12 protein-coding genes and 1 tRNA gene are annotated in these 12967 nt (G+C 66.2%); 7 read left to right on the top strand and 6 right to left on the bottom strand.

What is annotated here, in order from left to right; translation table 11 throughout:
* Positions 1 to 63: 63 nt before the first annotated feature.
* The 4 genes from ABIE24_RS14960 to aceA all read right to left on the bottom strand — a co-directional run bounded on the left by ABIE24_RS14960 (position 64) and on the right by aceA (position 5008).
* Positions 64 to 1302: a pyridoxal phosphate-dependent aminotransferase gene (locus tag ABIE24_RS14960; protein ID WP_354501052.1), complete on the bottom strand. Its 1239-nt coding sequence runs from the start codon at positions 1300 to 1302 to the stop codon at positions 64 to 66.
* Between the two features lie 111 nt (positions 1303 to 1413).
* On the bottom strand, positions 1414 to 1854 hold the full coding sequence (locus ABIE24_RS14955) for a VOC family protein (RefSeq protein ID WP_354501050.1): 441 nt from the start codon (positions 1852 to 1854) through the stop codon (positions 1414 to 1416).
* Between the two features lie 157 nt (positions 1855 to 2011).
* Entirely contained in the window at positions 2012 to 3682 is a 1671-nt protein-coding gene (aceB, locus tag ABIE24_RS14950; RefSeq protein ID WP_354501048.1) for a malate synthase A, read from the bottom strand.
* A gap of 24 nt (positions 3683 to 3706) precedes the next feature.
* On the bottom strand, positions 3707 to 5008 hold the full coding sequence (gene aceA, locus ABIE24_RS14945) for an isocitrate lyase (RefSeq protein WP_354501046.1): 1302 nt from the start codon (positions 5006 to 5008) through the stop codon (positions 3707 to 3709).
* A gap of 129 nt (positions 5009 to 5137) precedes the next feature.
* On the opposite strand from aceA, the gene ABIE24_RS14940 reads away from it, so the two are divergent.
* A complete protein-coding gene (locus ABIE24_RS14940; protein WP_354501044.1) occupies positions 5138 to 6622 on the top strand; it encodes a helix-turn-helix domain-containing protein in 1485 nt (494 codons plus the stop codon).
* Between the two features lie 16 nt (positions 6623 to 6638).
* Here the strand turns inward: ABIE24_RS14940 and ABIE24_RS14935 are convergent, their stop codons facing one another.
* Positions 6639 to 8057, bottom strand: a complete 1419-nt coding sequence (locus ABIE24_RS14935; protein ID WP_354501042.1) for a dihydrolipoyl dehydrogenase family protein — start codon at positions 8055 to 8057, stop codon at positions 6639 to 6641.
* A 224-nt stretch (positions 8058 to 8281) separates the two neighbouring features.
* Between ABIE24_RS14935 and ABIE24_RS14930 the strand changes: the two genes are divergently transcribed.
* The 6 genes from ABIE24_RS14930 (at position 8282) to ABIE24_RS14905 (ending at position 11762) form a co-directional block, all read left to right on the top strand.
* Positions 8282 to 8354: transfer RNA gene (locus ABIE24_RS14930), tRNA-Trp, on the top strand.
* Between the two features lie 53 nt (positions 8355 to 8407).
* Positions 8408 to 8683: a preprotein translocase subunit SecE gene (secE, locus tag ABIE24_RS14925; RefSeq protein WP_354501040.1), complete on the top strand. Its 276-nt coding sequence runs from the start codon at positions 8408 to 8410 to the stop codon at positions 8681 to 8683.
* A gap of 86 nt (positions 8684 to 8769) precedes the next feature.
* Complete coding sequence (gene nusG, locus ABIE24_RS14920; RefSeq protein WP_354501038.1) at positions 8770 to 9717, top strand: transcription termination/antitermination protein NusG; 948 nt, start codon at positions 8770 to 8772, stop codon at positions 9715 to 9717.
* A gap of 88 nt (positions 9718 to 9805) precedes the next feature.
* Positions 9806 to 10237 (top strand): 50S ribosomal protein L11, encoded by a 432-nt coding sequence (rplK, locus tag ABIE24_RS14915; protein ID WP_121674022.1) that lies wholly within the window; start codon positions 9806 to 9808, stop codon positions 10235 to 10237.
* A gap of 144 nt (positions 10238 to 10381) precedes the next feature.
* The gene (rplA, locus tag ABIE24_RS14910; protein WP_354501035.1) at positions 10382 to 11071 is read left to right on the top strand and encodes a 50S ribosomal protein L1; all 690 of its coding nucleotides are present in this window, start codon (positions 10382 to 10384) and stop codon (positions 11069 to 11071) included.
* 160 nt (positions 11072 to 11231) lie between these two features.
* A complete protein-coding gene (locus ABIE24_RS14905; RefSeq protein WP_354501033.1) occupies positions 11232 to 11762 on the top strand; it encodes a GNAT family N-acetyltransferase in 531 nt (176 codons plus the stop codon).
* 171 nt (positions 11763 to 11933) lie between these two features.
* On the opposite strand, the gene ABIE24_RS14900 is transcribed toward ABIE24_RS14905, so the two are convergent.
* Positions 11934 to 12944, bottom strand: coding sequence for an NADP-dependent oxidoreductase (locus ABIE24_RS14900; RefSeq protein ID WP_354501031.1), 1011 nt, complete (start codon positions 12942 to 12944; stop codon positions 11934 to 11936).
* Between the last annotated feature and the right edge of the window lie 23 nt (positions 12945 to 12967).

Below are 12967 nucleotides of genomic sequence, written 5' to 3'. Positions count from 1 at the left end.
TGCCCTGCGCGGGTGAAATTTCACCCGCGCACCGCCGGCTCACCCGCGCAACCGCGGTGGGGTTCAGCCGAACAGCTTCTGCAGCCGCTGCACGCCCTCGAGGAGCGGCTCGTCGCCGAGCGCGTAGCTGAAGCGCAGGTAGCCGGAGGGACCGAACGCCTCCCCGGGCACCGTGGCGACCTCGGCCTGGTCGAGAATCAGGTCGGCGAGCTCGAGCGACGTCGTCGGCGTCACGCCGCCCCATTCCCGGCCGAGCAGCGCCGAAACATCCGGGTAGACATAGAACGCGCCCTCGGGCGTCGGCGTCCGGAAGCCTTCGATCTTGTTGAGCTCCGAGACGATGAGGCCGCGGCGGCGGTCGAACGCCTCGCGCATGGCCGCAACGTCGTCCTGGGGCCCGGTCAGGGCGGCGACCGCCGCCCGCTGCGCGATGTTGTTCACGTTTCCGGACAGGTGTGACTGCAGGTTCGCGAGTGCCTTGATGACGGATGCCGGTCCGACGGTCCAGCCGACTCTCCAGCCGGTCATCGCGTAGGTTTTCGCGACACCGTTCACGAGAAGGGTCTGCTCGGCGAGCTCGGGGACCGCTTCGACGATCGAGGTCGATCGCACTTGCCCTGAGCTTGCGCCGTCCTGAGCTTGTCGAAGGGTCGAAGGGTACGTCAGGTTCTGGTAGATCTCGTCGGAGATCACCCAGAGGTTGTTCTCGAGCGCCCAGCGGCCGATCGCGGCGGTCTCCTCGGGGGAGTAGACGGCGCCGGTCGGGTTCGACGGAGACACGAAGAGCAGCACTTTCGTGCGGTCGGTACGAGCCGCTTCGAGCTGCTCGACGGTGACCTTGTAGTCCTGTGAGGCATCCGCAAACACGTCGACGGCGACGCCGTCGGCCAGCGCGATGACCTCGGGGTAGGTGGTCCAGTACGGGGTGGGGACGATCACTTCGTCGCCCGGGTTCAGGAGCACCTGGAACGCTTCGTACACGGACTGCTTGCCCCCGTTGGTCACGAGCACCTGGCTGGCGGATGCCGCGAGGCCGGAGTCCCGCAGCGTCTTCGCGGCAATCGCCTCGCGGAGGTCGGGGAGCCCTGCGGCCGGCGTGTAGCGGTGGTTCTTCGTCTCGCGTGCGGCGGCGATCGCGGCCTCGACGATGTGCGCGGGGGTGGCGAAATCCGGCTCGCCGGCGGCGTAACTGATCACCGGGCGGCCCTGTGCCTGCAGTTCTTTCGCCTTGGCATCCACCTTCAGCGTGGCTGATTCGGCGATGGCGGAAATCTTCGTGGAAAGTCTCGGTGTTGTGCTCACCCTAGAAGGGTAGCGCTTGCCGCGCGCCCGCGGCCGTAGCGGCACAAGGCGGCGAACCTGGGGGGTGCCCACTGTCCGCCGCCCCGTCACGCGTTCGGACTGAAGCGACCGTCAGGACCGGGCGTTCTGCTCCGCCAGGTACGCGTCGGGCCCCTTCTCGGCGGCGGCCGGGTCCATCCAGACGAACTCGAGAATGTTCCCGTCCGGGTCTTCGAGGTCACGCGAGTACATGAAGCCGTAGTCCTGCGCCGTGCGCGGTTCGGTGCCTCCGGCCGCGATTCCGGTGTCCATGATCGCGTCGACGGCCTCGCGGCTGTCTTTACTGAAAGCCGTCATCGCCTGTGCGTGTGTTCTCGGGTCGACGATCGGCTTGTCGGTGAACGTCGCCAGGAACTCGCGCGTCAGGAGCATCAGGAAGATGTTCTTGTCGACGACGATGCAGGTTGCGTTCTCATCGGTGAAGTTTTCGTTGACCTCCCAGCCGAGTGCCGTGTAGAACGCTTTGGTGCGCTCCAGGTCCGTGATGGGGAGGTTGACGAAGATGTCGGTCATGGAGGTCTCCTTGAACGATTGTCGGCGGTGACGGTCACCGTCTCGAAAGATGCTCGTTCTCTCCAGGGAGATCGTCAAGGGGCCCCGCGAGTTGCTGGGTTTGAGGGGTCGTGCCCGGCGGGAACCCCTGCAAACCCAGCAACTCGCGAACGGATGCCTACGCCAGGTCGACGAGGAAGCGCGAGTACGCACCCACGGTGAGGAACGTCGGGAACTCGTCCCGCAGCGCCACGTCGCGGAAGACATCCGCGGCGTCGTCGAACCGGTCGCCGTTGAACCGCTCGACGCTGCCGAGCAGCTCCACCAGGATCGCCTCAACCCGGTCGCGGGTGATCGGGGTGCCGTCGTCGGTGCGGACGTCCTGGTGGATCCACTGCCAGATCTGCGACCGGCTGATCTCCGCCGTCGCGGCGTCCTCCATCAGGTTGTCGATCGCCGCAGCCCCGACACCCCGCAGCCAGGACTCGAGGTACCGAACGCCGATCGACACGTTGTCGCGGAGCCCGGCATCCGTCACGGCCCGGCCGATGTGCACGTCGAGCAGTTGCGCGGCGGTCACCTCGACGTCGTCGCGCTGGCGGTCGACCTGGTTGGGCCGGGCGCCGAGGATCGCGTCGAATTCGCTGCGGGCGGTGTCGATGAGGTCGGGGTGCGCCACCCAGGTGCCGTCGAACCCGTCGCCGGCCTCACGCTTCTTGTCGGCGGAGACCTTCTCGATCGCGCGGGCGGTCACGTCCGGGTCGCGACGATTGGGGATGAACGCGCTCATGCCGCCGATGGCGTGGGCGCCCCGCTTGTGGCAGGTCTTCACGAGCAGCTCGGTGTACGCCCGCATGAACGGCACGGTCATGGTGACCTCGCTGCGGTCGGGCAGGACGAACCGGGCGCCGCGGCCCCGGTAGTTCTTGATGATGGAGAAGATGTAGTCCCAGCGGCCGGCGTTCAGTCCGGCGCAGTGGTCGCGCAGTTCGTAAAGGATCTCCTCCATCTCGAACGCCGCCGGGAGCGTCTCGATGAGCACGGTGGCGCGGATCGTCCCGTGGGGGATGCCGATGCGCTGTTCCGAGAACGAGAACACGTCATCCCAGAGCCGGGCTTCCTCGCTCGATTCGAGTTTGGCAAGGTAGAAGTACGGCCCACGGCCCGAGTCAATCAGCGCCTGTGCGTTGGAGAAGAAGTACAGGCCGAAGTCGACGAGGCTTCCGGATGCCGCCATCTCGGAACCTGCAGAATCGACGAACTTCAGGTGCTTCTCGACGAGGTGCCAGCCGCGCGGCCTCATGACGATCGTCGGCATCTCCCCCGTCGTGAGGGTGTACTCCTTGCCCTCCGGGCTGGTGAAGTCGATCTGGCGGCGGATCGCGTCGAACAGCGAGATCTGACCGCCGATCACGTTCGTCCAGGTGGGGCTCGTCGCGTCTTCCTGGTCGGCGAGCCACACCTTCGCGCCTGAGTTGAGGGCGTTGACGGTCATCTTGCGGTCGGTGGGTCCGGTGATCTCGACCCGGCGGTCTTCGAGGCCGGGGCCCGCCCCGGCGACCCGCCAGGAGGCATCCGCCCGGATCGACGCGGTGTCGTCGCGGAACTTCGGGTCGCGGCCGTTGCCGATCTCGAAGCGACGGCGCATCCGGTCGGCGAGCCGGTCGTGGCGGGGGCCGGCGAAACGCTGGTGCAGCTCGGCGAGGAACGTCAGCGCTTCGGGCGTGAGGATCTCGTCGAATCGGTCGTGCATGCGTCCGACGACCTCGATGCGCGGGCCGGCGTGCTGCTGGGTCTTGATGGGGGAGGTGGTCGGTGCCGAGGTGTGCTCGGCGAGCAGTGTGTTCATGATGGGATTCCTTTGAGTGCTGGTCTAGTGGAACTGGTCTTCTTCGGTCGAACCTACGAGCGCGAGGGTGGCGCTCCCGGGGTTCAGGGCCGTGGCGATCCGGTCGAAGTAGCCGGTGCCCACTTCGCGCTGGTGCCTGGTCGCGGTGTAGCCGTCCGCCTCTGACGCGAATTCGGCCTCCTGCAATTCGACGTATGCGCTCATGGCGCGGTTCTTGTAGTCCTGGGCGAGCGTGAACATGGAGTGGTTCAGCGCGTGGAAGCCGGCCAGCGTGATGAACTGGAAGGCGTAGCCCATGGCGGCGAGTTCCTTCTGGAACGTCGCGATCTGCGCGTCGTCGAGGTGGGATTTCCAGTTGAACGACGGTGAGCAGTTGTAGGCGAGTTTCTTGCCGGGGAAGTCCTGGTGGATGCGCTCCGCGAAACGGCGGGCGAGTTCGAGGTCCGGCTCGGCCGACTCGACCCAGAGCAGGTCGGCGTATTCGGCGTAGGCGAGGCCCCGGGAGATGACCGTGTCGATCCCGTTGCGGACCTCGTAGAACCCCTCAGCGGTGCGGGTGCCGGTGAGGAACGGGCGGTCACGCTCGTCGACGTCGCTGGTGAGCAGCGTCGCCGCGAGGGCGTCGGTGCGGGCGATGAGAACGCTCGGCACCCCGGCGACGTCGGCTGCGAGGCGGGCGGCGTTGAGGGTGCGGATGTGCTGGCTGGTCGGAATGAGAACCTTGCCGCCCATGTGCCCGCATTTCTTCTCACTGGCGAGCTGGTCCTCCCAGTGCACGCCTGCCGCCCCGGCCTGGATCATGGATGCCATCAGCTCGTAGGCGTTGAGCGGGCCGCCGAAGCCGGCCTCGGCGTCGGCGACGATCGGGGCGAGCCAGTCGGTGCTCGTTGAGCCGGTCTCGGCGAACTCGATCTGGTCGGCGCGGAGCAGCGCGTTGTTGATCCGGCGGACAACGGATGGCACGGAGTTGGCCGGGTACAGGGACTGGTCCGGGTAGGTCTGGCCGGAGAGGTTGGCGTCGGCGGCGACCTGCCAGCCCGAGAGGTAGATGGCCTTGAGGCCTGCGCGGACCTGCTGCACCGCCTGGTTGCCGGTGAGGGCGCCGAGGGCCGGCACCCACTCCTCGGAGTGGATCAGGTTCCAGAGGTTCTCGGAACCACGGCGGGCGAGCGTCGAGTCCTCGCGAACACTCCCGCGGAGAGCGACGACCTCGGCGGCGGTGTAGTCGCGACGGACGCCTTCCCAGCGGGGGTTCGCATCCCACTCGAGCTGCAGCTCTGCTGCGGTCTGGGTCTGGTCACCGGGGCGGGTGTTCTGAGTGCTCATCGTTGTGCTCCTTCTGGTTGCGTGAAACCGAGTCTGTGGGCTCCGCAAGCACTCCCGACCGAATTCATTGGCAGAAGAAGCCGGGTTCTTCTGTTTGGTGAAAAGAGTGCCGAATGCGACGATTGCACCATGACCAGCACCGCAGCTGACCCTGGGTCCCTCGATCTCGCCGAGCCGGACGAGCACGTCGTCGACGCGCTGACGCTCGGCCGTCGCATCCGCCAGCTGCGCGTCTCACGCGGAATGACGCTCGAACAGCTCGGTGCCGCGATCGACCGGGCGCCGTCGCAGGTCTCCACGATCGAGAACGGCAAGCGCGAACCGCGACTGTCGATGCTCCGCCAGATCGCCGTCGCCCTCGGCACAACAACCGACGATCTTCTGAGCGCTGAGGCACCGTCCGAACGAGCCGCTCTGGAGATCGCCGTGGAACGGGCGCAGCGCGGTCCGGTGTTCTCAGCCCTCGGCATCCGTCCGGTACGGGTGTCAAAGGGGCACAGCGACGAGACCCTCCGCGCGCTTCTCGCCTTGCACTCGGAGGTCGAGCGCCTGCACCGTGAGCGGGCGGCCACCCCGGAGGAGGCCCGCCGCGCGAACGCTCAGCTCCGCGCCACCATGCGGGCGAAGGACAACTACTTTCCGGAACTTGAGGAGGAGGCGACCAGGCTCCTCGCCGCGGTGGGGCACACCGGGGGCCCGGTGTCTCAGCAGCTCGTCGGCGACATGGCCAACCACCTGGGCTTCACCCTGCACTACGTCGGTGACCTGCCGCACTCGACGCGGTCGGTGACCGACTCCAGGAACGGTCGCATCTATCTGCCGACCCAGCAGTCGGCATCCCGCGACTCGCGCTCGCCGGTGGTGCAGGCGTTCGCCAGCCACGTGCTCGGTCACCAGGAACCCACCAACTACGCCGACTTCCTGCGCCAGCGGGTGGAGACCAACTACCTGACCGCCGCCATCCTGCTTCCGGAGGCCGGGGCTGTGCGGTTCCTCACCGAAGCGAAGAACTTCCGCCGCATCTCGATGGAGGATCTCCGTGACGCCTTTGCGGTGTCGTACGAGACCGCCGCGCACCGATTCTGCAACCTGGCCACCGCGCGGCTCGGCATTCCCGTGCACTTCACGAAGGTGCACGAGTCGGGCACGATCGTGAAGGCATACTCCAACGACGGCGTGAAGCACCCGACGGATGCCCTCGGCGCGGTCGAGGGGACGACGGTCTGCCGCAAATGGACGGCCTTCACCGTGTTCGCGGCCGAGGACCGGTTCAGTCCCTGGTACCAGTACACCGACAACCCGAACGGCACGTACTGGTGCACGTCGAGGATCGAGAAGGCGAAGGAGGGTGACTATTCGGTGACGGTCGGCGTGCCGTTCGAGCACGTCAAATGGTTCCGGGGGCGCGAGACGGCGAACCGTTCGTTGTCGACCTGCCCGGATGAGGGATGCTGCAAGAGCGCCCCGAGCGCCCTCTCCGAGAAGTGGGCCCGCCACTCCTGGCCGGCGGCGAGGACGCCGACGAGCCTGCTCGCCGCTCTCCCGACCGGAACGTTCCCCGGTGTGGACGAGGTCGAGGTGTATTCGTTCCTCGAGGCGCACGAGCCGCGCTGAGCGAACCCAGGCGGCCTCAGGTCGGGCGGCCGTACGTTTCGAGCAGCCTCAGCCAGATCTCGTTCATCGTCGGGTATGCGGGGACGGCGTGCCACAGCCGGTCGATCGGCACCTCGCCGACAACGGCGACGGTTGCTCCCTGCAGGAGTTCGCTGACGTCGGGGCCGACGAAAGTCACACCGAGCACGACCTTGCGCTTTTCATCCACGACCATGCGCGCTGTTCCCCGGTATCCGTCTGCGTGGACACTGGCGCCGGCGATGTGGCCGATCTTGTAGTCGACGGAGCGGACGTCGTAACCGGCGGCGCGTGCCGCTTTGTCGGTGAGCCCGACGGACGCGACCTCGGGTTCGGTGAAGGTCACCTGTGGCACAGCTTCGTGGTCGGCGGTGGCGACGTGAGCACCCCACGGGCCGTCCGAGACGGGCTCGCCGGCGGCGCGGGCGGCGATGACATCACCGGCTGCCCGCGCCTGGTACTTGCCCTGGTGGGTGAGAAGGGCGCGGTGGGTGACGTCGCCTGCCGCGTAGAGCCAGTCGAATCCGCGGACGAGCAGAGTGTCGTCCGTGTTCATCCACTCGCCAGGGGTCAGCCCGATCGAGTCGAGCCCGATGTCGTCGGTGCGTGGTGTTCGCCCGGTCGCCACGAGTACCTCCTCGGCGGTGATCGACTGTCCGTCGGTCTCCACCGTCACGCCGGCATCCGAGCGGGTCACCTTCGTCGTTTTCGTGTCGAGCAGCACGGTCGCCCCCTGCTTGCGCAGTGCTTTCACAATGAGCTCGCCGGCGAACGGTTCCATGTTTCCGAGAAAACCGCTCCGTGAGATGACCGTGACCGCCGTGCCGAATCCCGCGAACGCAGTCGCCATTTCCGCGGCGACCACGCCACCGCCGAGAATGACGAGGCTGGCAGGAACGGTCTGTGTGCTCGTCGCCTCCCTGCTCGTCCACGGCGCCGCAGCGCGGAGCCCGTCGATGTTAGGGATGGTCGCGCGCGATCCGGTGGCGACGGCCACGGCATGCCTCGCCGTGAGTACGGTGGTGGTGCCGTCTGGGGCGGTCACGGTGACCTGTTTGGCCGCGGTGATCCGGCCGTGACCGCGGACGAGGTCGATGCCGGCGCCGTCCATCCATTTCACCTGGCCGTCGTCTGACCAGTTCGAGGTGAACGAGTCGCGGCGCGCGAGGACGGCAGCCACATCGAGGGTGCCGGTCACGGCCTCCGCGGCGCCTGGCACGCTCTGGGCTGCCCGGAGGGCCTGGGCGGAGCGGAGCAGCGCTTTGGATGGCATGCATGCCCAGTAGGAGCATTCTCCGCCGACGAGTTCGTTCTCGACGATCACAGCGGTCAGTCCGCCCTGCACGGCTCGCTCGGCGAGGTTCTCGCCGGTGGCGCCCGCGCCCAGAATGATGAGGTCGTATTCGGTGGTGGGCACGGTGCCGCCTTCCGTTTGTGGGATACGTTCCTCGGGTCTATCACGTCTGGGCCTCAACGGGCTGGCTTTGCGGTGCTCCGATCGTCGCGTACACTTATCGAGGTAGTTGAAATCTGCCAAGCTTTTTTGCGCCAATTTTCTTCTTTCCTCCCCGGAATTTCGATGAGCCAGCGAGAAGAAGTGCGTCAGATTTCAGTGTCCTGACCGGGAGAAACCCCGGTCCTAGGGCGGTGGCTCAATTGGTAGAGCAGCGGTCTCCAAAACCGCAGGTTGCAGGTTCGAGTCCTGTCCGCCCTGCGCGTCGGTAGGAAATTCTCAATGAAGTACCGACACACGAAAGGTGTAACCAGGTGGCCCGAAAAGTGATCGACGAACCGAACGAGGAGATCGTCGCAGCAGCAAAGAAGGATCGCGCGGCAAAGCGCGGACCCTTTGCCGGGATCATCCTGTTCCTGAAGCAGGTCATTGCTGAGCTCAAGAAGGTCGTCACTCCGACTCGAAAAGAGCTGTTCAGCTACACCGGCGTCGTTCTCGTGTTCGTTGTGATCATGATGGCCCTGGTGTACGGCCTCGACCAGTTGTTCGGCTGGCTCGTCGTCTTCGTCTTCGGGACGCCCGCCGCCTGACGGTGATGGCGGCATCCGATCGAAAGATCGACAACGCGAACGGTGGCCTCACGGGCCACACCACAAGCAAAAGGAATGAGATTTAGGTGTCTGAGAGAAATCTGGACGACGTCGACTGGGCAACTGCCGCAGAGCAGTCCAGCGAGGACGACGAAGCACAGGAAGGCAACGTGCTGGCCGCCGAGCAACACTCGGTCGAGCCCGCTGAGCACCAGGCCCTGCACGTCGAAGATTCGAATGACGTCGTAGACCTGGACGCCGTACTCGACGCCCTCGCCGAGGCGAACGATCCCGAAGCTGACGCCGTTGTCGACGACGCACTCGAGATCGACCAGGCCGATGAGGTCGAGGCTGCTGCAGAGGCCATCGAAGACGAAGAAGAGATCGACGGGGACGAGGACGCCGAGCCGTCCGACATCGACCCGTACGACGCCTTCCGCGCCGAGCTGCGCACCCTGCCGGGCAAGTGGTTCGTCATTCACTCCTACGCCGGGTTCGAGCGCAAGGTCAAGGCCAACATCGAGCAGCGCAAGGGCTCGCTCGACGTCGCCGACTTCATCTACCAGGTCGAAGTTCCGATGGAAGATGTCGTCGAGATCAAGAACGGCCAGCGCAAGATGGTCACCCGCGTGCGGATCCCCGGCTACGTTCTCGTGCGCATGGACCTCAACGAGGATTCCTGGTCGGTCGTTCGCCACACCCCCGGTGTCACCGGGTTCGTGGGTAACGCCCACAACCCGACCCCGCTTCGCGCCGAAGAGGCCTTCAACATGCTGAAGAGCCTCGTCGAGGTCAAGGACACTGCTCCGGCAAAGTCCGGCGCAGGCAAGGGCGGCCAGACGGCTCGTTCGATCCCCGCCGAGGTCGACTTCGAGATCGGCGAGACGATCACGATCAAGGAAGGCTCGTTCGCGGGCCTCCCCGGCTCGATCAGCGAGATCAAGCCGGAGAGCGGCAAGCTCACCGTCCTCGTCTCCCTGTTCGAGCGCGAGACCCCGGTCGAGCTCAGCTTCGACCAGGTCACCAAGCTTTAGATTTCCCATCCCACCGCGGCCCAACCGGGTCGGCGGGAGAGCATCCGTCATTCGGCGGGAGTTCGAAACCCAATAAGAAGGAAGAAACATGGCACCGAAGAAGAAGGTTACTGGTCTGATCAAACTTCAGATCAAGGCCGGCGCCGCCAACCCCGCCCCGCCCATCGGCCCGGCACTGGGTCAGCACGGCGTGAACATCATGGAATTCTGCAAGGCGTACAACGCCCAGACCGAAGCCCAGCGCGGAAACGTCATCCCGGTGGAGATCACCGTTTATGAGGACCGTTCGTTCACGTTCATCCTCAAGACCCCGCCGGCCGCTGAGCTCATCAAGAAGGCTGCAGGCGTTGCCAAGGGTTCAGGAACCCCCCACACCGTCAAGGTTGCAAAGCTCACCAAGGACCAGGTCCGCGAGATCGCGGAAGTCAAGATGGCCGACCTCAACGCGAACGACATCGAGGCTGCCTCGAAGATCATCGCCGGGACCGCCCGTTCCATGGGAATCACCACCGAGGCGTAAAGCCCTCGGGTGAACGGATGCTCCGCCTTGCGCGGCCGCACCCCTCACCGCCCCGGGTGATGCATCGCGTTCCTCGGTAACAAAATTTCAGTGGCAGCGCCGGCCAGGCGCAGATGACCACATTCTCGAATTGGAGAAATTCACATGGCACAGAAGTCAAAGGCCTACCGGGCCGCCGCCGAGAAAATCGGCACCGACAAGGTCTACACCGCACAGGAAGCCGTCTCTCTCGCAAAAGAGACCGGCTCCGCCAAGTTCGACTCCACCGTTGAGGTCGCCCTCAAGCTCGGCGTCGACCCCCGCAAGGCAGACCAGATGGTCCGCGGCACCGTGATTCTTCCTCACGGCACCGGTAAGACCGCCCGCGTCATCGTCTTCGCAACGGGCCCCGCAGCAGAAGCCGCACTCGCGGCCGGCGCTGACGAGGTCGGTGGCGACGAGCTCATCGAGAAGGTGGCCGCCGGCTACACCTCGTTCGACTCCGCCGTCTCGACCCCGGAGCTCATGGGCAAGGTCGGTCGTCTCGGTAAGGTCCTCGGACCCCGCGGCCTCATGCCGAACCCGAAGACGGGCACCGTGACGCCTGACGTCGCGAAGGCCGTCTCCGAGATCAAGGGTGGAAAGATCGAGTTCCGCGTCGACAAGCACTCCAACGTGCACTTCGTCGTCGGCAAGGCCTCCTTCGCTCCCGAGCAGCTGACCGAGAACATCCACTCGGCTCTTGAAGAGGTCAACCGCCTCAAGCCGTCCTCCTCGAAGGGCCGCTACATCCTCAAGGGCACCGTCTCGACCACGTTCGGTCCTGGCATCCCGATGGACATCAACTCCATCTAGTTCTCCCTTCTGAAACGAAAGGCCCCGCGGTTTTTGAACTGCGGGGCCTTTCGCGTTCGCCTGGTCATCCGTTCCGGTCGGAGTCACCCGGTGCGCCGGCTGACCGGGTCCGGAACGGGTGACCTCGGGCACGCGCGGCAACACCGATAAACTCGTCGACGTGACGGTAACTGTGCGACGAGCGACGACGACGGATGCCACGGGGCTGGCCGACCTGGCGGAGGTCACCTTCCCGCTGGCCTGCCCACCCGGCAGCGCGCCGGAGGCGATCGCCGACTACATCGCGACCCACCTCACCGCCGAGCGCTTCGGGGACTACCTCGCGGATGCCGGTCGCATCCTCACCGTGGCCGAGGACGACGCCGGGCTGTGCGGTTACACGATGCTTCTCACAGCGGATACCGCCGACGAGGATGTGGCTGCGGCTCTCGGCATCCGCCCCACGATCGAACTGAGCAAGGTGTACGTGCTTCCGGGCTCGCACGGGCTCGGTGTGGCCGCGCCGCTCATGCAGGCGACCCTCGATGCGGCCCGCAGCACCGGTGCGGCAGGGATCTGGCTCGGCGTGAACCAGCGAAACCCGCGCGCGTTGCGCTTCTACGAGAAGAGCGGGTTCTCGATCGTGGGGGAGAAGACCTTCAGCCTCGGCCCCGAACTGCACCACGACTTCGTCATGGAGCGGGCCCTGTAACTCAGCGGAGTGCCGAGCGCAGGCCAGCCGCCGCTCGCTCGCGCCGTTCGACAGGACACATCGAGTGTGGTGAACGCCCAACAGGAGAAACCGGGCAGTTTACCGAGTGACGTCCTGTTGAACGTCGCCTCTCACCTCACGTTCGTGCGGGCGAGGCTGGGTGGGACCCGGTTAGCGGCTCGGCACGGTGAGGACGATCTTGCCCCTGGTGTGGCCGGACTCGAGGGCGCGGTGCGCGGCCGAGACGTCCGCGAGGTCGAAGACCTGGTCAACGAATACCCGCACATCGCCGGACTCGAGCAGCCGGCTGATGGTCGACAGCGTGTCGCCGTCGGGAGCGACCTTGTAGGTGGTCGCCCGGACGCCGGCGGTGGCTGCCTCGTCGATAAACGTCGGCCAGCTGCCGGTCGGTGCGTTGACGATGAGTCCGCCGGGGTTCAGCACAGACAGGGAGCGGCTCCCGGTGTCGTCCTGCACGTTGCCGATGAGGTCGATGACGACGTCGATGTTCGTGGCCACATCCTCGAACCGGGTCGTGGTGTAGTCGACGACCTCGGCGGCCCCGAGTTTGCGGAGCCAGTCCTGGTTGCGACCGGAGCCCGTCGCGATCACATGGGCGCCGAAATAGCGGGCGAACTGGACGGCGAAGTGGCCCACGCCGCCGCTTCCCGCGTGGATCAGCATCCGCTGTCCCTGGTGCGCCTTCGCGACGTCGACGACCATGCCCCACGCGGTGAGCGCGGCGAGGGGCACGCCAGCTGCTTCGACGTGGGAGAGCGTGGAGGGTTTGCGCGCGACCGAGAGGCTCGACACGGCGATGTACTGGGCGTACGTGCCGGGGAGCCGGGGCACGCCGACCATGCCGTAGACCTCGGTGCCGGGCGACAGGGGGTGAGCCTCGTACGGCGCCTTCACGACGATGCCGCTGAAGTCGTTGCCGAGAACGGCCGGGTAGGTGAGGCCGGCGGCTGCGCCCTTGCCCGAACGGGTCTTCGCGTCGATGGGGTTGATGCCTGCGGCGATCACCTTGACCACGAACTCCGAGGTGAACGAGGCAGGCACCGGAACGGTATCGAGACGGAACGTGTCGGCATCCCCCGGCGCGTCGATTACCGCTGCGAGCATAGTCTCGGGCACCGTGAGGTCGTCGGCGGCGCCGTCAGGGAATGCGTTCGTCGTCATATCCCGAGTCTGCCACGCCATCC

This window comes from Mycetocola sp. 2940 (assembly GCF_040548835.1).
Lineage (GTDB): Bacteria > Actinomycetota > Actinomycetes > Actinomycetales > Microbacteriaceae > Mycetocola_A.
The sequence above is the reverse complement of the archived record's forward strand: the minus strand, read 5'-3'. Positions and strand labels throughout refer to the sequence as shown.